This window comes from Mycobacterium sp. (assembly GCF_049683935.1).
Classification (GTDB): domain Bacteria; phylum Actinomycetota; class Actinomycetes; order Mycobacteriales; family Mycobacteriaceae; genus Mycobacterium.
This window is the reverse complement of sequence record NZ_JBAUJR010000035.1, coordinates 1-23,334: the sequence shown is the minus strand read 5'-3', so window position 1 is coordinate 23,334 and position 23,334 is coordinate 1. Positions and strand designations below refer to the sequence as shown.

Genomic DNA, 23,334 nt, shown 5'->3' with positions numbered 1-23,334 from the left:
GTGCCGCGTCGGCCGAGACCACCCTCGCCAGCGGTCGGGCCGTCGATGGTTCGACGACCTCGAAGGTCTCCTGGTCGTCGACGGGGACGAAGCCGCCGTCGACGAATGCTCCCCACTGCGTGCGTTCCAGCGCGCCGGGCCTGCTGACCGCGGTGTCGGTCGTCGTCATGATCACTCCGAGGGTCTCTGGTCGACTTTGTGCAATCGATTGCACTTGACTATAGGCCGCCGGCCTGACCGGGCGAATGGAAATGCCGGATAAGTAGTGAGCAGGCGTCAAAATCGCCGTCGCCGTTGAATCAAGTCCACATCTACCGTTGACACCCCTGACAAAGATGTGTGACGATTCACTGCAATCGATTGCAGGTGAGCTACGCAACAGTTTGGCTCGGTTCAGGGCAATCGGTCTGACAGAGAGGTTGGACATGCGCATAACCACTGCACTTCGCGGGGCTGCGGCAGCTGCCGCGATCGCGCTGGCAGCGACAGGGTGTTCCGCTGACGGAGGCGGTGACGGTGACACCATCCGGGTCGGTGCTTCGCTTCCCCTGACCGGCGAGTTCAGTCAGGGCGGCCTCGACACCCAACGCGGCTACGAAACCTGGGTCGAGATGACCAATGAGGCCGGCGGGTTGATGGGCAAGCAGGTCGAGATCGTTGTCAAAGACGACGCCACCCAACAGGAGACGGCCGTCAGCAACTACAACAATCTGATCTCCCAAGACGGGGTCGACCTGCTACTCGGCAGCCAGTCCTCGCTGTTGAACATCCCGGCCTCGGCCATCGCCGAGAAGAACAACATGCTGTTCGTCTGCCCGTCCTGCGGATCGCCGGACATGTTCAACCGCGGCTTCAAGTACATCTTCTTCTCGCAGCAGGCCATTGCCACCGATCAGGCGAAGGTGTTCGCCGAGTGGATCGCCAACCTGCCGCCCGACCAGCGTCCCAAGACTGCCGCCTACCCAGCCCTGGATGATCCGTTCGCCGGCCCGGTCGTCGAAGGCGCCGAGAAGATCCTCTCCGCGGCAGGCATCCAGACCGTGTACAAGGATCAGTACCCGGCGACCACCAAGAACTTCGATTCAGTGGTCAACGCGATTCGGGATGCCGGAGCTGAAATCGTCCTCCAGGGAGCACAATTCGAAGACGGGGTCAACATGATCCGGTCGATGAACCGAGCGAACTACCAGCCGGCGTTCCTGTATCAGAGCAGCTCGCCCACCTATGGGCAGCAGTACCTGGACGCGGTCGGAGCAGACAATGCCGAGGGTGTGTTCTTCTCGTCGAGCTACAGCACGTTGGCGGATACCCCTCAGAACGCGGAATTCGTCGAGCGATTCGAGGCGAAGTTCGGCCAGAGCCCGCCTGAGGATGCCGCCGACGGGTTCGCCGCGGGTCAGGTGCTCGCCGCCGCGATCAATGGAGTCGGATCGTTCGACGATCAGATGGCGCTGGCAGATTGGCTGCGCGGCAACAGCGTTGACACCGTACTCGGCACCCTGAGCTGGAATGAGGACGGCAGCCCGAAGGGGGACTTCCTCGTCGGCCAGTGGCAGAGCGGCGTATCGCAGGTCGTGCTACCCACCGATGTCGCCACGTCCGATCAGATCATGCGCTGGCGCGGCGGCGACATCTGATGCTCTCGGCACACCGATATCCCTGTTCTGTTTAGGAGCTGAAGTTCCATGACATCCCTTGTCCAAACGCTCATCCTCGGCCTGCTCGTCGGCGCGCTGTACGCGCTCATGGCATCCGGGCTGACCCTGATCTTCGGGGTCATGCGGGTGATCAACCTCGCCCACGGCGCCTTCGCCGTGCTCGCGGCGTTCCTCACCTACACCCTGTGGAAGCAACTCGGACTGGACCCTCTGTTGTCCATCCCGATCGTCATGGCGGTGATGTTCGGATTCGGTTGGCTGGTCTACGTCCTGGTGATCCGCCACGTCCGTGGCGCACACGTCACCATGACGGTGCTGGCGACCTTCGGGATCGCGTTGATGCTCGAGGGCATCATGGGCTTCATCTGGGGCAATACCTCGAGCACCGTGGTGGTGTCCTACACCGACGCCTCGCTGACGCTGGGTTCGATCTACGTACCGCAGGCCATGCTCATCGCCGCGGTCATCGCGGTCGCGGTGATGGGCGCGCTCTACCTGTTGCTCAACCACACCTGGGCGGGCCGGGCGATCCGCGCGGCCTCGTCCAATGAGAGTGGCGCGCTGCTGGTGGGGGTGAGCGTCGCGACCATCGCCGCGCTCACCTTCGCCATCGGGGTGGCCACCCTCGGCGCCGGCGGGGCGATGCTCTCCACCATCTACCCGTTCCTGCCGGGAACGCACTACCAGTGGATCGCCCGACTGCTGGCGATCGTCGTACTCGGCGGTCTCGGCAGCCTGCCGGGCGCAGTTCTCGGCGCCTTGGTGATCGGCGTCGGGGAGATGGCCGCCACCGCCTACGTGGGGGCAGCGTGGCCGGTGGCCGTGCCGTTCCTGGTCATCATCGTTGTGCTGATCACCCGGCCGCAGGGCCTGCTCGGCACCCGACTCAGAGAGGACGCGGTGGCATGAGTAACTCTCGTCTGCTCGATCCGAAGCTACATACCTGGGCGACCCGCGGACTGGTCGCTGTCGCGGCTGTCATCGTCCTGCTCTTCCCGTTGTCGCCCAGCATGTCTGCGCAGAACATCGTCATCCTGTCGCTGGTGCTTGCCATCGGCGCCAGTGGACTGAACATCATCACCGGCTTCACCGGCTACTTGTCGCTCAGCCAGGGTGCGTTCATCGGGATCGGCGCCTATGTCGGCGCCATCCTGTCGAATCGGTTCACCGACATCGAGCCCCTGTTGTGGGTCCCGCTGGCCGGCATCATCGCCGCAGGTATCGCGATGCTGCTCGGTCTGGTCACCTACCGCTCGCGCGGCCCGGCGTTCGTCATCATCACGGTGGCGTTCCTGTTCCTCATCCAGTTCGTGGCCATCGAGTGGGTGCCGGTCACCAACGGCTCCGCGGGTCTGACGCTCCCGCTGCCGGATTGGCCTGATTCCTGGGGCAATTGGCCATTCCACCTGTGTCTGTGTGTGCTGCTCGGGCTGTCGCTGCTCATGACGTGGTGGATCCGTCGCACCAAGTTCGGCATGGGCCTGATCGCCATCCGCGAGGACGAGGGCAAAGCGGGCACCATCGGTGTCAACGCGCCCGTCTACAAACTGCTCGCGTTCGGCGCCAGCGCGTTGTTCGTCGGCATGGCCGGTTCGGTGTACGGGTACTACCTGTCCTTCGTCGATCCGATCGGCATGTTCTCCATCATCACCAGCGCGCTGATCGTCCTCTCCGTCATCCTCGGTGGCCGCGGCACCCTGTTCGGTCCGGTGCTGGGCGCCTTCATCATTCAGCCGGTCAACATCTATGCCAACCAGGCCTTCGGTGGCGGCAACGCCCGCCTTGTCCTGTTCGGTGGCCTGCTGATCCTGCTGGTGATCCTGCTGCCCAAGGGCATCCTGCCGACCCTGGCCGGTCTGATCGAGAAGGCGAGAACCCAAGGCACGGTAGGACTTTCCGGTGCCCGCCTCAACCCGTTGGATCGCCCGCCGGCCACCGCCGAGGTTCGCAGGCCCGAACCGACCGGCAAAACGCTGCTCGAGGTCCGCGGCCTGCACAAGAGCTTCGGCGGCAACCACGCCGTCAACGACTGCAGCTTCACGGTGCCCGAGGGATCGATCACGGCGTTGATCGGGCCGAACGGATCGGGCAAGACCACCGTGTTCAATCTGATCTCCGGGACCATGTCCCCCGACAAGGGCGAAATCCTCCTGAACGGAGAACATCTCGAAGGGCTGACACCGTGGTCGCGGGCCCACCGCGGAGTCGGGCGAACCTTCCAGATCACCCGGCTGTTCCGGGAGATGACGGTGCTCGAGAACGTCGTTTCACCGCTGCGGGACTTCTCGGTCGGCCAACTCGGACTGGGTGCGGTCAGCGGATCCGAAGCCGCTCGCGCCGAAGAACTGCTCGAGTTCGTCGGCATGGCCGCCTACCGAGACGCCCGGGCCGGGGCGCTGTCATACGGCCAGCAGAAGCTCGTCGAACTCGCTCAGGTACTCATGCTGGATCCGAAGCTGATCCTGCTCGACGAACCGGCCGGCGGCATCAACCCGACGTTGATCCAGCGGATGGGTGATCTGATCCGCGAACTGAACGCCAAGGGTACGACGTTCCTGCTGGTCGAACACAACATGCCCTTCGTGGTCGGATTGTGCGACCCCATCCGGGTGCTGGCCCGCGGAGCGGTGATCGCACAGGGGACCCCGGAGCAGATTCAGAAGGATCCGCTGGTGCTCGACGCCTATCTCGGCGACGACTATCTGCTCGAGGCACCGTCCAAGCACACAAGCGTTTCAGTGGTGGAAAGGAATCCCGCATGATCCGACTCGAAGGAGTGGTCGCCGGTTATGGCGGTGGCAATGTCCTCCAGGGTGTTGACCTCGAGGTGGCGGCCGGAGAACTCGGCTGCATCGTCGGACCGAACGGCGCCGGAAAGTCCACCGTGTTGCGTGCGGTGAGCGGGATCCTCAAGCCCAGTGCCGGCCGAATCCTGCTCGACGGCAAGGACATCACCGGGATGGCCCCCGATGCGGTGCTGGGCTGCGGCGTCACTCAGGTTCCGCAGAGCAACGGGCTATTCCCGACGCTCACCGTGAAAGAGAACATCCTGATGGGCGCGTACGTCATCCGCCGCCAGCGCGCACTGGTGAAGCGACGCTATGACGAGGTGCTCAACATGTTCCCGCTGGTGAAGGACAAGACCGGGATCCGCTGCGGCAACCTCTCCGGCGGGCAGCGGCGCATGGTGGAGTTCGCACGGTCGCTCATGCTGGATCCCAAACTGGTCCTGCTCGACGAGCCGTCCCTGGGCCTGGACCCTAAATCGCTCACCGTCATCGACGAAGCCGTGGCGATCATGCGCTCCAGCGGCAAAGCCGTGCTGATGGTGGAACAGAACGTCCGGTTCGGCCTCCGGATGGCCTCCAGCGGCATCGTGATGGAAAGCGGACGGGTATTGCTCACCGGCCCAGCACAATCCGTGCTCAACAACCCCGAGATCGCTGATCTCTACTTCGGCGGAGCGGTACAGGCACCTGCCGCATCCGACACCCCGGCCACCCAACCCACGGCCTGAAAAGAATAGGAAATCACATGTCTGTCGCGAATTTGAAGATCGGCTGGATCGGTGCGGGCCGGATGGGTGCTCAGCTCATCACTCGGCTGTTGGATGCCGGTTACGACGTCACGGTGTACAACCGGACGGCGTCGAAGGTCGCGCATCTGGCGGAGAAGGGCGCGAAAGTGGCTGCCCGACCGGTGGATCTGGCCGATCGTGATCTGGTGTTCTCGATGGTGTCGTCGTCGAAGGATCTGGAGCAGGTGATGCTCGGCGAGGGCGGTCTGCTCACCGGCGAGGCGTCGCCCCGGATCATCGCTGACTCGTCGACGGTGTCGGCGGAGGCCAGTGCGCGGATCCGGGAGGCGGCCAACTCGCGTGGATGCGACTTGCTGGCCACCCCGGTCAGCGGGAACCCGAAGGTGATCGCGGCGGGCAAGCTGACGGTGGCGGTGTCGGGTCCGCGTGAGGTGTTCGAGTCGATCGAGCCGGTGCTCAACGTGTTCGGCCGCAGTGTCACCTATGTGGGTGAGGGCGAGGTTGCGCGATTGGTGAAGATCGCCCACAACTTGATGCTGGGTGTGGTCACTCAGTGTCTAGCCGAGATCACGGTGTTGGTGGAGAAGGGCGGGGTCAGCCGTGCTGATTTCCTGGCCTTCCTCAATGACTCGGTGATGGGTTCGGTGTTCACTCAGTACAAGTCGCCGGCGTTTGTGAATCTGGACTTCGCGCCGACGTTCACCATGGAGTTGCTGCAGAAGGATTTCGATCTGGGGCTGGAAGCGGCGGATGCGCTGAAATCCCCGATGCCGATCGCGTCGGCGACCCGGCAGATCGTGGCTCAGGCTGCGGGTGCGGGGTTGGGCATCGAGGAGGATTTTGCGACGTTGTTGCTCGAGGTGGCCCGTGGTGCGGGTCTGGAGCTGAAGCCGGAGAACGTCGAGGTGGACGACGGTCTGACCCCGGTGCTTTCCTGACGGCGCTGGTTGCTCCGCCGGTTGCATCGAGGACCGAGGTCGTCGCCAATGAGTACGAGGCCGAGGCCGGCCGGTCAGGTCTGCAGCGCGGCGGCGACCTCGGGTGCGAGCCCGGCAGTGGAGGCCCTGTCGAGATCTCCGTGTTGGATGCCCAGTGTTTTGAGGAACTTCTGCTGACCCATGGTCAACCCGATGAAGTAGCCGAGCTCGACGATCTCGGGCTCGGTGAAGTGTGCGTGCAGAAGCGTCCAGACGCTGTCGTCGGCCAGGCTGGGATCCCACGCGATGGCCTCGGCAAGCAGCAGGGCCGCCTTCTCCCGGGGTGAAAAGGCCTCGGAGTCGCGGAATTCGATCACATCGTCGAACTCCCGCTCAGACAGGCCGGCGGCCAGTGCCAGGTGGGAGCGCTGGCCGGCGCAGTAACCGCAGTCCAGCGACTTGGCGATGAAGACCCGGGCGAGCTCCTTGACCGAATGGTCGAGCACACCCTCACGGAACACCGCCTGCCACGACTGGTTGAACGAGCGCAGCACCGCGGGCACGTGCGCACGGATCGCCTGGCTCTCGACGCGCGGTGTGCCGTACATGCGGGAGTCGGCGATGTAACCGGCGAGCTCGGTGTCGGTGATCGAATCGGGGTCGATGTAGCTGATCCGGGGCATCTGCAGTCCTTCTACCAGTTGGCAATCGATTGCCAATCAGCGTACTCGGTTGTGGCTGGACCGCAATAGTCGACCGGAATCCCGACTACGCTTGCCCGCGTGCCCAAGCCGACCATCCAGGATGTCGCCCGCGCTGCCGGCGTTCATCCCGGCACTGCGTCGCGGGCACTCAACCCCGAGCTCAAGGGCCGGATCACCCCGGAGACGACGCGGCGTGTCACAGAGGCGGCGACGCGCCTGGGCTACGTGGCCGACCAACTCGGCCGGAATCTGCGCACCCGCCGCTCCCACACCATCGGGGTGCTGATTCCCGACCTCGGCAACCCTGTATTTCCGCCCATCGTCCGCGGTATCGAAGACGGTCTGCGCGAAGCCGGCTACGAGGCGCTGATCGCCAACACCGATGACAGCCCCGAGCGAGAAGATCAGTTGATCAAGGTGCTCACGGCGCGGCACTGCGACGGATTCATCATCGCCTCCTCGCGGCGCGACGACCCTGCAGTGGCAGCACTTGTGGAGTCGAAAGTGCCTGTGGTGCTGGTCAACCGATTGATGGACACCGCGACTGCGTCGGTTGTCAGCGACGATGCCACCGGTATGCGGGCGGCGGTGAACCATCTCATCGGGCTGGGGCACGCGACAATCGCGCACGTCACCGGCCCGGCCACGCTGTCCATGACCCGGGTTCGGCGGGTTGCCTTCGGGGAGGCGATCGCCGCCGCCGGCCTCGCCGCCGATCCGGACCTGATCGAGATGGCCGATCGTTACGCAGTGGACGAAGGTGCTCACGCATTCGGTCGTCTTCTGGACCGCCACATGCCGACAGCAGTGATCGCCGGCAATGACATGATCGCGATCGGCTGCTACTCGGCGCTGCGGCAACGGGGGCTTCGTTGTCCTGAGGACGTGTCGGTGGTCGGCTTCAACGACATGCCGTTGTCGGGTTTTCTGGACCCCGCCCTGACAACGGTGGCCATCCCGCAGGACGACATCGGCGCAGCAGCGGCGCAACTGATCCTCGAAGTGATCAATGATGGCCGCCCGGCGCATCGGCTCTTGCCGGTGGCGCTGGTGGTACGGGGCTCTACCGGCCCGCCGCCGAATCGGTAGCTCAGACCTTCCGGAGCGTTTTCAGGTCCGCTGACGATTCTGACCTGACTAGGTCGCGTCCGGCAGGAGCATCTCGGCAAGAGTCTGACCGATCGGAAGTGCCGACGTGGCGGCCGGCGAGGGTGCGTTCAGCACGTGGATGCTGCGCGGCGTGGTCTTCAGCAGGAAGTCATGGACCAGCGTGCCGTCGCGCCGGACCGCTTGCGCCCGGATGCCGGCCTCTTTGGGGAGCAGATCGCCCAAAGTCAGATCAGGGCAGTACTTCTGGCATTCGGCGAGATACCCCCGCTTGAAAAGCGAGTTCTTCATCTCGTGGACTCCGGTGCGGAGGTTCGCCCTGGCGACTCTCCACATCCCGGGGAAGCGGGCGTACTCGAGGACGTCACGGGGCTGCACTGCGCCTTTGTGATATCCCTCCCGGGAGAATCCGAGGACGGCGTTGGGTCCCACCGACACACCACCGTCGATGGTCGGGCTCAGATGCACTCCGAGAAAGGGGAGCGCCGGGTCGGGTATCGGATAGATGAGGCGCGTGACGATTCCCGTTCGGGCCGTTGGTAATGAGTAGTACTCGCCGCGGAACGGGATGATCTGGATGTCGACGTCGATGCCGGCCATGGCGGCGATTCGATCTGCCTGCAGTCCCGCGCAGGCGACCAGTCGATCGGCCTGCCATGTCATGGCTTCGGTTTCCACGATGACACCGTCAGCGGTCTCGTGCAGGCCGGTGACCGCTGTGCTGGTACGCACCGATCCGCCGCCGCGTTGCACCAGACGTGTCAGGGCCTCGCAGACTCTCGTGTAGTCGATGATGCCGGTGGCCGCCACCTCGATGGCTCCCAGTCCGCGCACATTCGGTTCGGCGCGTCGCAGTGCCGACGCATCCATGAGCGTGACCTCGAGACCGTTCGTCTTTGCGCGGTCGTACAGCGCCAGCATGCGTTGGTGTTCGAGGTCACTGGTGGCCACCAGGAGTTTCCCGGTGGTCCGGAACGGGATGTCATGAGCTGCGGCAAAATCTTTGGTCTCCACCGCTCCGCGCTTGCACAAGGTCGCCTTGAGGCTGCCCGGCTCGTAGTAGATGCCCGAGTGGATCACGCCGCTGTTGTGGCCGGTCTGGTGGTGTGCCACCCCACGCTCTTTCTCCAGGACGGTGACGGTGAGCCCGGGGCGGCGCTGTTGGACCTTCCATGCGGTCGCGAGTCCGACGATGCCCCCACCGATGATCAGGACATCGGTGTGCGCCGGCGCAGTCGCGTTGTTTTTCGGCAGCGCAGCATCTTTCATCTACGGCAACTAGGCCAGGTCTGCCGGCCGGACCCGGAGCTTGGCCGCGATGCGGGCGAGCGCCTGCCGGTCGGTCGCCGTGAGCGGGTCGAGAACCAGATCCCGCACCGCGCGCACATGCAACGGGGCGGCGGCCACGACGAGGCGGTAGCCGGCGTCGGTCAGTTCGGCGAGGGTATAGCGGCCGTCGTCGGGATCGGGGGACCGTGTCACCCAGCCCCGCTGCTCGAATCGCTTGACCACGTTCGACAATCGCGACAGCGACCCGTTGGCCAGATACGCCAGTTCACTCATGCGTATCCGCCGGTCTGGGGCCTCGGAGATGTGACTCAGGGTCAGGTACTCGAAGAGGGTCAGATCCACCTGCCGCAGCGGCGCCTCGAGTCGACCCGGTAGCAGCAGGATCAGCGATATCAAGCCTGTCCAGGCTTCCTTCTCGTCCGGGGAGAGCCACAGTGCGTCGTCTGAATCTGGTGATGCAGTACCGGCCATACGAGCACAGTAGCGATCCTGCATGACTTTACGCATGAAGTCATGTCGTGTACGGTTACTTCAAGCGTGAAGTTATTCAAATGAAAGGTGTGTCATGTCGAGGATCGCGTTCTTCGCCACCCCCGGATACGGCGAGATGATGTTGAAGGAGCGCCACTACCACCAAGCGGTTAGGGTCGGCGACCGCGTGGAGATCTCCGGGCAGGGCGGTTGGGACGACGAGTTGAACTTCCCGGAATCTCTCGAGGACGAAATAGCCCGGGCGTTCGAAAATGTCGAACGGACCCTCGCGACCGCGGGGGCCACCTGGCGCGACGTCATCGCGGTGAACTCATATCACGTCGCCGCTGCGATCGACTCCTTCGACGACGACCACACCTGGTTCATGGTCGAGCAGGTCCGCAAATACATGCCTGACCGGGCGCCCATCTGGACCGCGATCGGAGTCGCCGCACTCGCAGCGCCGAACATGCGCGTCGAAATCCGCGTCTCCGCCGTCGTCGGCGACCACAACTGACGGCGGGGCGCCCTACCCGTCGGGAATGAATCTGCGGTCACCCGCGCTGACTGCAGGCATGACCTTCGCTCTCGGTGAAAACTCCGCCCTGCTGAAGCCTGTCACCTTGGGCGGTGCGCACATGTCGAATCGAATCTTCATGGCGCCGTTGACCAGAACCCGCGCCGATGCCGACGCAACCCCGTCTGAGTTGGCTGCCGTCTACTACTCGCAGCGTGCTGCGGCGGGCTTGATAATCAGCGAGGCCACGGCTGTCTGTGAGCAGGCCAACGGCGCCTACATGAACACGCCGGGCATCTACACCGACCGGCATCAGGACAAGTGGGCCGAGATCGCTTCCGCGGTGCATGCGGCCGGCGGCAAGATGTTCGTCCAGTTGTGGCACGTCGGCCGCATGGCGCACCCGGAGATCAGCGGCTTCGAAACGGTGGGGCCGTCGCCCATCGCCGCCGACATGCTGACCCACACCCCGTCGGGTAAGCAGCCGCTACCGGTGCCACGCGCGCTCACGGTCGACGAAATCGAATCGATCGTCGGACAGTTCCGCACGGCCGCTCGGCGAGCCGTCGACGCGGGCATGGACGGCGTCGAGATCCACTCCGCCAACGGTTACCTACTCCACGAGTTCATGTCCGACGTCGTCAACCAGCGCACCGACGGCTACGGCGGATCGGCGCGGAACCGGGCCCGGTTCACCGCCGAGGTCGTCGAGGCGGTGGCTGCCGAGATCGGCGCAGAGCGCGTCGGTTTGCGGATCTCACCCGGAAACGGCGCGGGCGACATGCGCGAGGACGACAAGGTCGGCGCCTACGAGGCATTGCTGTGCCGGATCGCCCCTCTGGGCATCGGGTACCTGCACATGCTCATCGAGCCCTCGCAACCCGCGTTCGCAACCCTGCGGACCCAGTGGGAAGGCGCCCTGGTGCTCAACACCCCCCGCGAGGTCGACAGCGATTTCGCGGCGCTGGAGAACCTGGCCGAGTGGGGTGTGATCAGCGCAGCTGCCGTCGGCCGCGCTTACCTGGCCAACCCCGACCTCATCGATCGGCTGGTCGTCGGCGCAGAACTCAACGAGCCGGACGCGGCGACGTTCTACGCCCCGGGTCCCGTCGGCTACATCGACTACCCGACGCTCGCGGAGGCCGAGCAGCTCTCCGCCTGACTTGCGACCAGACGCGAACTCGCACGATCCCGCTCCGGATCGTGCGAGTTGGTGTCTGCGCAGGAGGAGAGCGCAGGAGGAGAGGTGGACAAACCCTGCCCAACCAACGGGTTGGGCGAAGCTGTTAGGCTGCTGGCCAGAGGACTGTCCTCCTGCGGACCCACGCCTTCCGGGGTCCGCACACCAACATCAATAGGAGTGGGACACCGATGTCCGAAGAAGCCTTCATCTACGAGGCCATCCGCACCCCGCGCGGCAAGCAGCGAAACGGCTCGTTGAACGAGATCAAGCCCGTCAACCTGGTCGTCGGCCTGATCGACGAGATGCGATCGCGTTTCCCCGACCTCGACGAGAACATGATCAGCGACCTCATCCTCGGCGTGGTGTCCCCCGTCGGCGACCAGGGCGGTGACATCGCCCGCACCGCAGGTCTGGTGGCAGGTCTGCCGGAGACCACCGGCGGATTCCAGCTCAACCGCTTCTGCGCCTCCGGCCTCGAAGCCGTCAACCTGGGCGCGCAGAAGATCCGTTCCGGCTGGGACGACCTGGTGATCGCCGGCGGTGTCGAATCGATGAGCCGCGTTCCGATGGGCTCCGACGGCGGCGCGTGGGCCAGTGACCCCGAGACCAACTACCGGATCGGCTTCGTCCCGCAGGGCATCGGTGCCGACCTGATCGCCACGATCGAGGGCTTCTCCCGCGAGGACGTCGACGCCTACGCCGCGCGCTCGCAGGAGAAGGCCGCCGCAGCATGGTCGGGCGGCTACTTCGCCAAGTCCGTCGTGCCGGTCAAGGACCAGAACGGCCTGGTTGTGCTCGACCACGACGAGCACATGCGTCCCGGTTCCACTGTGGAAAGCCTCGGCAAGCTCAAGACCGCCTTCGACGGCATCGGCGCGATGGGTGGCTTCGACGACGTGGCGCTGCAGAAGTACCACTACGTCGAGAAGATCAACCACGTCCACACCGGCGGGAACAGTTCCGGCATCGTGGACGGTGCCGCGCTGCTGCTGATCGGTTCTGAAAGTGCAGGCAGCTCGCAGGGCCTCACCCCCCGTGCGCGCATCGTGGCCACCGCCACCAGCGGCGCAGACCCCGTGATCATGCTCACCGGTCCCACGCCGGCCACCCGCAAGGTGCTCGACCGTGCCGGTCTGACGGTCGACGACATCGACCTGTTCGAACTCAACGAGGCCTTCGCCTCGGTGGTGCTGAAGTTCCAGAAGGACCTCAACATCCCCGACGAGAAGCTCAACGTCAACGGTGGCGCCATCGCGTTCGGCCACCCGCTCGGCGCCACCGGCGCCATGATCACCGGAACCATGGTCGACGAGCTCGAGCGCCGCGGCGCGCGACGCGCGCTGATCACGCTGTGCATCGGCGGCGGCATGGGCGTCGCGACCATCATCGAGCGCGTCTAGGAGATATGACCATGGCAGAGAACACCATTCAGTGGGACAAGGATGCCGACGGCATCGTCACCCTGACGCTGGACGACCCCACGGGTTCAGCAAACGTGATGAACGAGCACTACAAGGAATCCATGCACAAGGCCGTAGAGCGCCTTGTCGAGGAGAAGGATTCGATCACCGGTGTAGTGATCGCCAGCGCGAAGAAGACCTTCTTCGCCGGTGGTGACCTCAAGGGCATGATGAGCGTCGGCCCCGACAATGCCGCCGAGTCGTTCGCCGAGGTCGAGTTCATCAAGGCCGATCTCCGCAAGTTGGAAACCCTGGGCGTACCCGTCGTTGCCGCCATCAACGGCGCTGCGCTCGGCGGTGGCCTGGAGATCGCGCTGGCGTGTCACCATCGCATCGCCGCCGACGTCAAGGGTGTCGTCATCGGCCTGCCCGAGGTCACCCTGGGCCTGCTGCCCGGCGGTGGCGGCGTGGCTCGCACGACGCGGATGTTCGGTATCCAGAAGGCGTTCATGGAGGTCCTGAGCCAAGGCACCCGGTTCAAGCCGGGCAAGGCCAAGGACATCGGCTTGGTCGACGAATTGGTCAGCAGCACTGAGGAGTTGGTGCCGGCCGCGAAAGCGTGGATCAAGGCCAACCCGGACAGCCACACGCAGCCGTGGGACGTCAAGGGCTACAAGATGCCCGGCGGCACCCCGTCATCGCCTGCGCTCGCCGCGATTCTGCCGTCGTTCCCGGCGCTGCTGCGCAAGCAGCTCAAGGGTGCGCCCATGCCCGCGCCGCGGGCCATCCTGGACGCCGTCGTCGAGGGTGCGCAGGTCGACTTCGACACCGCCAGCCGCATCGAGAGCCGGTACTTCACCACTCTGGTCACCGGGCAGACCGCCAAGAACATGATCCAGGCGTTCTTCCTGGACCTGCAGACCATCAATGGTGGCGGGTCGCGTCCGGACGGGATCGGCAAGACCCCGATCACCAAGATCGGCGTGCTCGGCGCCGGCATGATGGGCGCCGGAATCGCCTACGTCTCGGCCAAGGCCGGCTACGACGTGGTGCTCAAGGACGTCAGTATCGAGGCGGCCGAGAAGGGCAAGAACTACTCGGAGAAGATCGAGGCCAAGGCGCTGGAGCGTGGCCGCACCACCGAGGAGAAGTCCAAGGAGCTGCTCGCCCGGATCACTCCCACGGCCGACGCGGCCGATCTCAAGGGTGTCGACTTCGTCATCGAGGCAGTGTTCGAGTCGGTGGAGTTGAAGCACAAGGTGTTCCAGGAGATCGAGGACATCGTGGAGCCCAACGCGGTGCTCGGCTCGAACACCTCGACGCTGCCGATCACCGAGCTCGCCACGGGCGTGAAGCGCCAGGACGACTTCATCGGCATCCACTTCTTCTCGCCGGTCGACAAGATGCCGCTGGTGGAGATCATCAAGGGCGAGAAGACTTCCGACGAGGCGCTGGCCCGGGTGTTCGACTACACGCTGGCCATCGGCAAGACCCCGATCGTCGTCAACGACAGCCGCGGCTTCTTCACCAGCCGCGTCATCGGCACCTTCGTCAACGAGGCGCTGGCGATGCTCGGCGAGGGTGTGGCTCCGGCCAGCATCGAACAGGCGGGCTCACAGGCCGGCTACCCGGCACCGCCGCTGCAGCTGTCCGACGAGCTCAACCTCGAACTGATGCAGAAGATCGCCACCGCGACTCGCAAGGCCGTCGAGGAGACCGGCGCCACCTACGAGCCGCACCCGGCCGAGACCGTCGTGAACAAGATGATCGAGATCGGCCGCCCGTCGCGGCTCAAGGGTGCGGGGTTCTACGAGTATGTCGACGGCAAGCGCACCGGCCTGTGGGATGGTCTCGCCGAGACGTTCAAGGCAGGCGCCGGCGACATCCCGTTGCAGGACATGATCGATCGCATGCTGTTCGCCGAGGCGCTGGAGACCCAGAAGTGCCTCGACGAGGGCGTGCTCACCTCGACCGCCGATGCGAACATCGGCTCCATCATGGGCATCGGATTCCCGCCCTATACCGGTGGTTCCGCGCAGTTCATCGTCGGCTATGAGGGCGCGGGCGGTGTCGGCAAGCAGGCCTTCGTGGCGCGCGCCGGGGAGTTGGCCGCCAAGTACGGCGAGCGCTTCACCCCGCCGGATTCACTGACCAAGTAGTCGCAGTTGCGCGGAGCCCCCGACACTTCCATTCTTGGCGGTGTCGGGGGTTTCGCGCGTCAGAAGCTACCCATGTCCGAGGACAACCAGTGCTGCGGTTGCAGGTAGATCGCGACATGGTCGCCCAGATTCTCGCGGGCGAACTTCAGGTAGTTCTCGGCCGACTCACCGCTGAGATACCGGTGGGTGAGCTCTTCCATCTGGGCGTCGGTTCCCGGCTCGATGCGGCTGACCGCACCGTCGACCGCCACATACCTGGTGGTGGGTTCCACCCGCTCGACCATGAGCGAGAAGAATCCCGTCGCCGCGATCAGCCGTTCTTTGCGCGACCCCGCCCCGGTCAGGATCCACGGCTCACCGCCGGGGGAGTACTGGTACCAGATCGGCACCGTCAACGGGCCCCGGCTATCGCCTGCGTACACCGACAATGCCGCGATATGAGGCTCGGCCAGGAACTGTTCGCGTTCTTCTTTGGATAAGGCCATGACTTCAGGCTAGCCACGGGACCGACAGGTGCTGCCGGAGCTTTTGCCTGCGCGAGATGCGCGGGCGGCCGAGTCCGGTGACGGCGTGATCCCGTGCGCCAGTCCGTGGCCGGCATCGATGCCGGCGGCGAATTCCTTGGTCAGCCGAATCGCCCTGGTGATCAATGTGTTTCGGCGGAGCCGGTCCCAGAGGTTAGGTCGTTTGTACAGCATGCCTTCCAGGGTGCCCGGCGGTGGCGCTCCTGCACAGTGGCCCTGGTGCCGCTGTTCGATAAGATAGTGACATGCATTCTGTCGCGATCCTGGCCTACGACGGCATGTCGGGCTTCGAGTCGGGGGTGGCGGCGGAGATCTTCGGGATGACCGAGCTGTCCGAGAGGTTCTCTGCCGGGCTGGTGTCCCCCTGGTATTCGGTGAAGCTGTGCTCTGAGCAGCCGGAGATTCGGTTGCTCGGCGGTGCGACGGTGCGCACCTCCTACGGTCTGGATGATCTCGCGGCCGCGGACACAGTGGTCATCCCGAGCGTGAGTGACGTGGCGCAACCGATCTCGCCGGAGCTGGTCAGCGCGATCCGGGCCGCCGACAGCCGAGGGGCGCGGCTGGTGTCGATCTGTTCGGGTGCCTTTGCGCTCGCGGCGGCGGGGGTGCTCGACGGTCGGTCTGCCACCACCCACTGGATCTACGTTGATCTGCTCCGAGAGCGCTATCCAGCCATCACCATCGATCCCGCGCCGCTGTACGTCGACAACGGCCGCGTGCTCACCAGCGCGGGCTGTGCTGCGGGTCTGGATCTCTGCCTACACATCGTCCGGTCAGACCATGGGGCGCGGGTGGCCAACGATGTGGCGCGCCGCTTGGTGATCGCCCCGCATCGTGGCGGCGGACAGGCCCAGTACATCGAGACCCCGGTGCCCGAACCCACCACCGATGGGCGGATCGCCGCGGGAATGGCCTGGGCGCTCGAGAATCTCGACAGCACGATCACTCTCGACGACCTGGCGGCCCAGTCGACGATGTCCCGCCGTAGCTACCTGAGGCAATTCGCCAAAGCGACCGGCACCACGCCGATCAAATGGCTGATAGCTCAGCGAATACAGGCCAGCCTCGCCCTGCTCGAATCGTCGTCGTTCTCGGTCGAGCAGATCGCCGACCGGGTCGGCTTCGACTCGCCCGTCACGTACCGGTATCACTTCGTCCGCCAGATGCGGACCACCCCGAGCGAGTACCGGGCCTGCTTCACCGGTGCCACAGGTTGAGGGTGTTCACCCGGCCGTCCACGCGCCAGAATGAAATCGTGCCTGAAGGTTTCACCGAACAGTTCGCGACCGGGTTGGCGAGTTACGGCGACCGGCCGTGCATCGAGTTCGGCGGCCACTGGTATTCCGGAACTGACATCACCGCTTACGCCGACGCCATCGCCACGGCACTGCACGACGCCGGAGTGCCCGAGGGCGCGCCCGTAGGCCTGGTGGTCCGCAACCGACTGCAGCACGCTGCGGCGATCATCGGCTTCCTGGCCACCGGCCGTCCTGTCTCGATGATCTACTCATTCCAGTCGCCGGAAGCGATCGCCCGCGATGTGGAAAAGCTGGCGTTGTCCGCTGTCGTCGCCGACTGTGAGGACTGGAGCGCCGAGGTCGTACATGCCGCGCGGCGCGTGGGCAGTGCGGGCGTGGCGATCTCACTGACAAGTCCGACCGTCGCCCTCGTCGACGGTTTGGAGCGTCGGGACACATCACGACCGCATGCCCAAGCCGAACCCGGCGTGGCACTCCAGATCCTCACCAGCGGTACCACCGGCCCGCCGAAGAGACAGGCGATCAAGGCGCCGGTGCTGGAACGCACGGTGTTCAGTGTGACCAGCGGTGAAGCGGCAGCGCCCGATGCACCGCCGGAATTCGCGTACTGGCAGTTCGGCGGCATCGGGGTGTGCCAGTTGATCGCCGGCGTCTTCAACGGGCGTCGGATCGTGATGCTCGAACGGTTCACCGTGGAGGGCTGGGTGGATGCGATCAAGAGGCACCGCGTGACGCGCAGCGGAGTGCAGCCCGCGGTGATCCGGATGCTGCTGGACGCCGACGTACCGAGAGCGGACCTCGCATCGCTGGAGTTCCTGATCAGCGCCTCAGGACCGCTCGACCCCGAGACCCGCGACGAGTTCGAGGACCGGTACGGCATTCCCATCCGGTTGGCCTACGGGGCAACCGAATTCGCCGGATCTCTGTGCGCCTGGACACCTGAGATGCTGCGGGACTTCAGCGACTCCAAGCGCGACAGCGTGGGCCGGGCGCTGCCTGACACCCAGCTACGCATCGTCGACCCGGATACCGGCGTGGCACTGCCCGCGGGTCAGCAAGGTCTGTTGGAGGCCAAGGTCGGCCCGCTCGGACCAGACTGGATCCGGACCACCGATATCGCCAGCGTCGACGCAGAGGGCTTCGTGACGTTGCACGGTAGGTCGGACGGCGCCATCAACCGTGGTGGATTCAAGGTTCTGCCCGAAACTGTTCGGCGGGTGCTGATGTCGCACCCCAATGTTCGAGACGCGTGTGTGGTGGGGGTGGCCGACGCTCGCCTTGGCGAAGTGCCGTTCGCGGCCATCGAGATCGCTCCCGGCATGGACCGTCCTACTGACGAGGAGCTCAAAGACCTGGTCCGAGAGGCATTACCGGTGTACAACGTGCCGGTGGCCTTGACTGCGGTCGACGCCCTGCCGCGCAACCCCGCGCTGAAGGTGAGTCTGCCCGCTGTCGCCGCGCTTTATCCGGGTGCGCGCGCTTAGAGCGAACCGAGGTCAGCTGACAGCGAGTGATCGGCCGAGCCTCGTTCCACATTGTCCCGTTCGCACCTACAGTCGAGTGCATGCGATTCGGACTATTCATCCCGCAGGGCTGGCGTCTCGACCTGGTAGGAATCGAACCCGTCGACCAGTGGCGGGTGATGTCGGATCTCGCCACCTATGTCGACGAGGGCGACATCTGGGATTCCCTGTGGGTCTATGACCACTTCCACACCGTGCCGATGCCGACGAACGAAGCCACCCACGAGGCGTGGTCGCTGATGGCTGCCTTCGCCGCCACCACGTCGAGAATAAAGCTGGGTCAGATGTGCACGGCGATGAGCTATCGCAACCCCGCGTACCTGGCGAAGGTCGCGGCGACCGCCGACATCATCTCGGGTGGCCGCGTCCAAATGGGCATCGGCGGCGGCTGGTACGAACATGAATGGCGCGCATACGGTTACGGGTTTCCGTCGGCGGGGGTTCGGTTGGCCCGGCTCGACGAGGGCGTGCAGATCATGCGTGACGCATGGCGTGACGGTGCAGTGACGTTCAACGGCAAGCACTATCAGGTCGACGGCGCGATAGTCGCACCCAAACCGCTTCAGGACGAAGGTATTCCGCTGTGGATCGCCGGAGGTGGCGAGAAGGTCACTCTGCGCATCGCGGCGAAGTATGCCCAGTACACGAACTTCACCGCCGAACCGGAAGGTTTCGCCCATAAGTCTCAGATCCTTGCCGAGCACTGCCGAGATGTGGGTACCGACTTCGGCTCCATAGTCCGGTCCGCCAACGTCAACGCGGTGGTCGGCGCGTCTGAGTCAGAGGTCAAGGATCGGCTGGCTCAGGTGCGGTCCCGGATCAGCGGTCTCACCGGTGATTCTGCTGCCGACGCCATGCTCAATTCGATGAGCACGCCCCAGGGTGGGAGCGGCACACCGGAGCAACTCATCGAGTCGCTGCAGAAGCTCAAAGACCTCGGCTGTGAGTACGTGATCTGTTACTTCCCCGAGGCAGCCTACGACCGGTCGAGCATCGACCTCTTTGCACAAGAAGTCATTCCAGCGATGAGCTGATACCGGAGTCCGGCGAGATCCCGCTGGAATCCGATTGCAGGACAGTGGATCGGAACGTCACGTTCGGCGACATTCTCATCTGGTTCAGCGAAACTGCGGTGCGGTCGATCTGCTGCCTTTGAGCAACCGTCCCGAATCGCCAGAGCGGGGTGCGAAGATTGCGCCCGGCATGACGCTGGCGGCGTCCGCTGCGACGTCGATGCCGGTCGCAGATCGCGGAGAAAGTTCGACCTGTGAGGCGGATCGGCGAACTTGGATGCCATATCGGGTGAAGCAACGTGCAGAGACGGGTCTCCCACGCCAGATGTGCTGACAAGCGCGGTCTGAGCGCTGTCTGCGATTGGTGATGCTTTGGCCAAGGAGCTATTTTTCATGTCCGATAATTTGCTCCGGCGTCGCCGTTTGGCAAATTGAGCAGCATGTTTACGGTGACGTCAATGCTTGCTGATTTGCAAAATAGTTGCGTAGGCAAATTGTCCTGCAAACATTGTGATCAAGGTCACTTTTGTGATTTAGGCTCGGACCGCTGGGCGTGGTCAGTGAATTCAGGGACCGCCTCCAGCAAACCAATATTCGGGAGTTTGAGCGGGTCGGGGACTGGCGATGGCGCTGCGTGCTTGCGTGATGAGCGAACGGCGCGGTGCAGGTTCCTCCCAAATTTCAGCGTGGCCCTTGTTTTAGCCGCGCGAATCACAGCCGGCGGGGGGATCGCAAGCAGAGCAAACGGAGGACAACGGTATGTGTGCGACCCCGGCCCGTCATCGTGCGCAGCGCAAGGACATCCCCGACTGCGAGCGGGGGTTCTGGGCAGCACGAGACCTCGTCGAGGGTCCCGGCCAAAGTCGTTCGGCCAGGCATATGCGCAAAGTGCAGTCGTGGTACGCGCCGCATATCGGCCGGGTCGGGGCGCTGGCCGTCTCCCTCGGCGTTGGCTTGGCCGTCGCGAACGCCGCCGGCGTCGCCTACGCGGACACCGACTCGGAATCGGTGTCCTCGAGAACAGAATCCGACGATGACTCTCCGTCCGCGGGTCCCCGCAAGTCCTCAGCACAGGCTGACAGCGAACCGAATGAAGAATCGTCGTCCGACGACGAATCCGCCGCCGACGACGAATCCGCCGACGACGAATCTGCCGACGACGTCGTCGAGGACAACGATGAGGACCACGACGTCCCGGACGAAGATGCCGAAGTTGAAGACCCGGGAGACAGCGGTGAATCCCCCGAGGTGGAGGTCGACCCGGAGGAGACTGCTGCCCCCGAAACAGAGGCGCAGTCCGGTGGGGCCTCGGATCTGCCCGCCGACTCTGATGACGAGCCGCAGACGCCGCCGGTAACAGAACCAACCCCGAAGCGAGAAGTCGACGCCACCGTTGTAGCTCCCGGAGAGTCGGCGGTCGACAGCGGTGACGAAGCGTCGGATCTCCGACTTGACGGAGACGCACCAGTCGGCGGCGGCCCTCAGACCGAGGTGGTTGCGCTGGAGACGGTGACGACCGACGAATCGGTCGCGTTGGCGTCCGCCGCATCACCAACGGAAGTGGTCGTAGAAAACGTCGACATCGTCTCCGCGCTGGTTGCCGGCGTCATATCGCCGTTCGCAGACCCGGCGGCACCAGCGCAAGTGCCGTGGTTCGACGCTCTGATGGCATGGGTTCGCAGGCAGATAACCCACACGTTCTTCAACAAAAGCCCGGTCATCGGCCCGATCACCACGTCACAGATCGTCACCGGGCAGTTGCTCATCGACCTGAGCGCGTCAGACCCCAATGGTGACCCGTTGACCTACACCATCATTCAGCCGGAGAACGGTCTCGTCATCCGGGATCCCATCACCGGAACATTCATCTACACGCCCACCACGATCGTCACGGAACCCCTGACCGACAGTTTCCAGGTCACCGTCAGTGACGACTCGGAGCACCTCAAGGTATCGCAGGTCTCATCCAAGGCGTCTTCCACTGCGTATTCCGAGCCATTGGACTGGCCGAGCCCGACCAGGTCACCGTCACGATTCCCGTCACGATCGATCCGCTGGTTCAATTGCCGCCGGTGGTGGTGACCGTCGGCGCCCCCATCTATGCGCTGGGTTCCGATCCTGTCCAGTTGCTGTCCTCCGTGGTGATCACCGACGTTGACTCGACAACCCTGTCGTCCGCCACGGTGACGATAGCGACCAGTGCTCAGGATGGCGATGTCCTGGAATACGTTGCTCCCGAGGGCAATTCGATTGCGGGAGAGTGGGACGCGGAGACCAAGACTCTGACGCTCTCGGGATCGGGGACGCCGGCGGAGTACCGTGAGGCGCTGAAGGCGGTTTCGTTCTTCACCACGGACGCTGGGTTGCCGCGGGGCGTTCTGATCCATGTCACTGACGACACCGATGTCACGAGTCCGGTTCCGGGCGTCGCGACGATCGCGGTGATCGGCTTTCCGCCTTTGGTGGTGGTGTCCCCGGTAGCTTTGGGCGGCACAGGTTCGGCTGTCACGGTGTCCCCGGTGGTGGTGATCACCGACCTGGATTCGGAGGAGTTGGATTCAGCGACAGTCACTCTCACCGATCCCACTGCCAGGGATTCGTTCGGGTGGGGGCCCCTGCCGGCCACGGTGGCGGCCACTGTCACTGGTGGGGTGTTGACGTTCACCGGGACGGCGTCGGTCGCGGAGTATCAGGCGTTGTTGGAGTCGGTGACTCTCACGTCGGCTACGGCGGGGTTGAAGGTGGTCAGCTTCGCCGTCACTGATGGTGCCGGTAATGGCAGTGTGGTGCCGGCGGCGACGGTGGTCACGGTGGTGGGTCTGGCGGTGGAGGTGCCGCCGTTGTTGATTGTGTCCCCGGTCGCCGCGGGCGCCACTGGATCGGCTGTCACGGTGTCGCCGATTGTGGTGATCACTGATTTGGATTCGGAGGAGTTGGATTCGGCGACGGTCACTCTCACTGATCCGGGTGTGGGGGATTCGTTCGGGTGGGGATCCTTGCCGACGAATGTGGCTGCGACGGTCTCCGGTGGGGTGTTGACGTTTACCGGGTCGGCGTCGGTGGATGAGTATCGCGACCTGCTCGCCTCGGTGACATTGACCTCGGCCACGGCGGGGTTGAAGGTGGTCGGCTTCGCCGTCACTGATGGCGACGGTAATGCGAGTGTGGTGCCGGCGGCGACGGTGGTCACGGTGGTGGGTTTGGCGGTGGAGGTGCCGCCGTTGGTGATTGTGTCCCCAGTTGCTGCGGGCAGCACTGGATCGCCGGTCACGGTGTCCCCGGTTGTGGTGATCACTGATCTGGATTCGGAGGAGTTGGATTCGGCGACGGTCACTCTCAGCAATGCTGGTGTGGGGGATTCGTTCGGTTGGGGGGCGCTGCCGACGAATGTGGCTGCGGCGGTCTCTGGTGGGGTATTGACGTTCACCGGGTCGGCGTCGGTGGATGAGTATCGCGACCTGCTCGCCTCGGTGACATTGACGTCGTCCAGTGCGGGACTCAAGGTGGTCAGCTTCGCCGTGACCGATGCTGACGGCAATGCCAGTGTGGTGCCGGCGGCGACGGTGGTCACGGTGGTGGGTTTGGCGGTTGAGGTGCCGCCGCTGGTGATCGTGTCCCCAGTCGCCGCGGGCTCCACCGGTTCGCCGGTGACGGTGTCCCCGATTGTGGTGATCACCGATCTGGACTCGACTGGACTCGGCTCGGCGACGGTCACTCTCACCGATCCCGCTGCCGGGGATTCGTTCGGGTGGGGATCCCTGCCGACGAATGTGGCTGCGGCGGTCTCTGGTGGGGTGTTGACGTTCACTGGGACGGCGTCGGTGGATGAGTATCGCGACCTGCTCGCCTCGGTGACATTGACGTCGTCCACGGCGGGGTTGAAGGTGGTCAGCTTCGCCGTGACCGATGGCGACGGCAATGCGTCGACGGTGCCGGCGGCGACGGTGGTCACGGTGGTGGGTCTGGCGGTGGAGGTGCCGCCGTTGGTGATCGTGTCCCCGGTCGCTGCGGGCGCCACCGGGTCGCCGGTCACGGTGTCGCCGATTGTGGTGATCACCGATCTGGATTCGG

18 protein-coding genes and 1 pseudogene are annotated in these 23,334 nt (G+C 64.7%); 15 read left to right on the top strand and 4 right to left on the bottom strand.

The features are described 5' to 3' along the window. Positions 1-425 precede the first annotated feature (425 nt). From WA965_RS02200 to WA965_RS02180, 5 genes are read left to right on the top strand one after another with little or no spacing between them, the layout of a single operon-like run. Positions 426-1,637, top strand: a complete 1,212-nt coding sequence (locus tag WA965_RS02200) for an amino acid ABC transporter substrate-binding protein (protein ID WP_526295518.1) — start codon at positions 426-428, stop codon at positions 1,635-1,637. Between the two features lie 48 nt (positions 1,638-1,685). Beyond that, a complete protein-coding gene (locus WA965_RS02195) occupies positions 1,686-2,567 on the top strand; it encodes a branched-chain amino acid ABC transporter permease (protein WP_163894730.1) in 882 nt (293 codons plus the stop codon). Beyond that, on the top strand, positions 2,564-4,420 hold the full coding sequence (locus tag WA965_RS02190) for a branched-chain amino acid ABC transporter ATP-binding protein/permease (protein ID WP_526295516.1): 1,857 nt from the start codon (positions 2,564-2,566) through the stop codon (positions 4,418-4,420). Before WA965_RS02195 ends, WA965_RS02190 begins: the two co-directional genes overlap by 4 nt. Beyond that, on the top strand, positions 4,417-5,175 hold the full coding sequence (locus WA965_RS02185; RefSeq protein ID WP_526295514.1) for an ABC transporter ATP-binding protein: 759 nt from the start codon (positions 4,417-4,419) through the stop codon (positions 5,173-5,175). Before WA965_RS02190 ends, WA965_RS02185 begins: the two co-directional genes overlap by 4 nt. Before the next feature lie 17 nt (positions 5,176-5,192). Next, complete coding sequence (locus WA965_RS02180; RefSeq protein ID WP_526295512.1) at positions 5,193-6,134, top strand: NAD(P)-dependent oxidoreductase; 942 nt, start codon at positions 5,193-5,195, stop codon at positions 6,132-6,134. A 74-nt stretch (positions 6,135-6,208) separates the two neighbouring features. Here WA965_RS02180 and WA965_RS02175 read toward each other — a convergent pair whose 3' ends face one another. Beyond that, positions 6,209-6,796 carry a carboxymuconolactone decarboxylase family protein gene (locus tag WA965_RS02175; protein ID WP_526295510.1) on the bottom strand — a complete coding sequence of 196 codons (588 nt, stop codon included), beginning with the start codon at positions 6,794-6,796 and terminating at the stop codon, positions 6,209-6,211. Positions 6,797-6,895: 99 nt separating this feature from the next. On the opposite strand from WA965_RS02175, the gene WA965_RS02170 reads away from it, so the two are divergent. Then, complete coding sequence (locus WA965_RS02170; protein WP_526295508.1) at positions 6,896-7,906, top strand: LacI family DNA-binding transcriptional regulator; 1,011 nt, start codon at positions 6,896-6,898, stop codon at positions 7,904-7,906. 48 nt (positions 7,907-7,954) lie between these two features. Here the strand turns inward: WA965_RS02170 and lhgD are convergent, their stop codons facing one another. Both lhgD and WA965_RS02160 read right to left on the bottom strand, forming a co-directional pair. After that, positions 7,955-9,193, bottom strand: a complete 1,239-nt coding sequence (gene lhgD, locus WA965_RS02165) for an L-2-hydroxyglutarate dehydrogenase (protein ID WP_526295506.1) — start codon at positions 9,191-9,193, stop codon at positions 7,955-7,957. A 9-nt stretch (positions 9,194-9,202) separates the two neighbouring features. Next, complete coding sequence (locus WA965_RS02160; protein ID WP_526295504.1) at positions 9,203-9,685, bottom strand: MarR family winged helix-turn-helix transcriptional regulator; 483 nt, start codon at positions 9,683-9,685, stop codon at positions 9,203-9,205. A 94-nt stretch (positions 9,686-9,779) separates the two neighbouring features. On the opposite strand from WA965_RS02160, the gene WA965_RS02155 reads away from it, so the two are divergent. The 4 genes from WA965_RS02155 (at position 9,780) to WA965_RS02140 (ending at position 14,944) form a co-directional block, all read left to right on the top strand. Beyond that, a complete protein-coding gene (locus WA965_RS02155; protein ID WP_526295502.1) occupies positions 9,780-10,202 on the top strand; it encodes a RidA family protein in 423 nt (140 codons plus the stop codon). 58 nt (positions 10,203-10,260) lie between these two features. Next, on the top strand, positions 10,261-11,364 hold the full coding sequence (locus tag WA965_RS02150; protein ID WP_526295521.1) for an alkene reductase: 1,104 nt from the start codon (positions 10,261-10,263) through the stop codon (positions 11,362-11,364). Between the two features lie 209 nt (positions 11,365-11,573). After that, a complete protein-coding gene (locus WA965_RS02145) occupies positions 11,574-12,785 on the top strand; it encodes an acetyl-CoA C-acetyltransferase (protein WP_526295500.1) in 1,212 nt (403 codons plus the stop codon). 11 nt (positions 12,786-12,796) lie between these two features. Beyond that, entirely contained in the window at positions 12,797-14,944 is a 2,148-nt protein-coding gene (locus WA965_RS02140) for a 3-hydroxyacyl-CoA dehydrogenase NAD-binding domain-containing protein (RefSeq protein WP_526295498.1), read from the top strand. Between the two features lie 59 nt (positions 14,945-15,003). Here the strand turns inward: WA965_RS02140 and WA965_RS02135 are convergent, their stop codons facing one another. After that, complete coding sequence (locus WA965_RS02135; RefSeq protein WP_526295496.1) at positions 15,004-15,429, bottom strand: pyridoxamine 5'-phosphate oxidase family protein; 426 nt, start codon at positions 15,427-15,429, stop codon at positions 15,004-15,006. A gap of 284 nt (positions 15,430-15,713) precedes the next feature. On the opposite strand from WA965_RS02135, the gene WA965_RS02130 reads away from it, so the two are divergent. From WA965_RS02130 to WA965_RS02110, 5 genes and pseudogenes are all read left to right on the top strand, one after another. Continuing rightward, positions 15,714-16,685 carry a GlxA family transcriptional regulator gene (locus tag WA965_RS02130; protein WP_526295492.1) on the top strand — a complete coding sequence of 324 codons (972 nt, stop codon included), beginning with the start codon at positions 15,714-15,716 and terminating at the stop codon, positions 16,683-16,685. A gap of 38 nt (positions 16,686-16,723) precedes the next feature. Continuing rightward, positions 16,724-18,211 carry a class I adenylate-forming enzyme family protein gene (locus tag WA965_RS02125; protein WP_526295490.1) on the top strand — a complete coding sequence of 496 codons (1,488 nt, stop codon included), beginning with the start codon at positions 16,724-16,726 and terminating at the stop codon, positions 18,209-18,211. Between the two features lie 80 nt (positions 18,212-18,291). Next, entirely contained in the window at positions 18,292-19,284 is a 993-nt protein-coding gene (locus WA965_RS02120) for an LLM class F420-dependent oxidoreductase (protein ID WP_526295488.1), read from the top strand. A 738-nt stretch (positions 19,285-20,022) separates the two neighbouring features. Then, positions 20,023-21,345 carry an Ig-like domain-containing protein gene (locus tag WA965_RS02115; protein WP_526295486.1) on the top strand — a complete coding sequence of 441 codons (1,323 nt, stop codon included), beginning with the start codon at positions 20,023-20,025 and terminating at the stop codon, positions 21,343-21,345. Then, positions 21,336-23,334: pseudogene (locus WA965_RS02110) on the top strand (hypothetical protein); the annotation flags it as partial. The gene WA965_RS02115 and the pseudogene WA965_RS02110, both read left to right, overlap by 10 nt.

Bases quoted from the DNA above. Each gene is read 5' to 3' on its own strand.
- WA965_RS02195 (WP_163894730.1), top strand. From the start codon at position 1,686: ATGACATCCCTTGTCCAAACGCTCATCCTCGGCCTGCTCGTCGGCGCG.
- WA965_RS02115 (WP_526295486.1), top strand. From the start codon at position 20,023: ATGTGTGCGACCCCGGCCCGTCATCGTGCGCAGCGCAAGGACATCCCC.
- lhgD (WP_526295506.1), bottom strand. From the start codon at position 9,193: ATGAAAGATGCTGCGCTGCCGAAAAACAACGCGACTGCGCCGGCGCAC.
- WA965_RS02155 (WP_526295502.1), top strand. From the start codon at position 9,780: ATGTCGAGGATCGCGTTCTTCGCCACCCCCGGATACGGCGAGATGATG.
- WA965_RS02160 (WP_526295504.1), bottom strand. From the start codon at position 9,685: ATGGCCGGTACTGCATCACCAGATTCAGACGACGCACTGTGGCTCTCC.
- WA965_RS02180 (WP_526295512.1), top strand. From the start codon at position 5,193: ATGTCTGTCGCGAATTTGAAGATCGGCTGGATCGGTGCGGGCCGGATG.
- WA965_RS02140 (WP_526295498.1), top strand. From the start codon at position 12,797: ATGGCAGAGAACACCATTCAGTGGGACAAGGATGCCGACGGCATCGTC.
- WA965_RS02190 (WP_526295516.1), top strand. From the start codon at position 2,564: ATGAGTAACTCTCGTCTGCTCGATCCGAAGCTACATACCTGGGCGACC.
- WA965_RS02130 (WP_526295492.1), top strand. From the start codon at position 15,714: ATGCATTCTGTCGCGATCCTGGCCTACGACGGCATGTCGGGCTTCGAG.
- WA965_RS02120 (WP_526295488.1), top strand. From the start codon at position 18,292: ATGCGATTCGGACTATTCATCCCGCAGGGCTGGCGTCTCGACCTGGTA.
- WA965_RS02150 (WP_526295521.1), top strand. From the start codon at position 10,261: ATGACCTTCGCTCTCGGTGAAAACTCCGCCCTGCTGAAGCCTGTCACC.
- WA965_RS02200 (WP_526295518.1), top strand. From the start codon at position 426: ATGCGCATAACCACTGCACTTCGCGGGGCTGCGGCAGCTGCCGCGATC.
- WA965_RS02135 (WP_526295496.1), bottom strand. From the start codon at position 15,429: ATGGCCTTATCCAAAGAAGAACGCGAACAGTTCCTGGCCGAGCCTCAT.
- WA965_RS02145 (WP_526295500.1), top strand. From the start codon at position 11,574: ATGTCCGAAGAAGCCTTCATCTACGAGGCCATCCGCACCCCGCGCGGC.
- WA965_RS02175 (WP_526295510.1), bottom strand. From the start codon at position 6,796: ATGCCCCGGATCAGCTACATCGACCCCGATTCGATCACCGACACCGAG.
- WA965_RS02185 (WP_526295514.1), top strand. From the start codon at position 4,417: ATGATCCGACTCGAAGGAGTGGTCGCCGGTTATGGCGGTGGCAATGTC.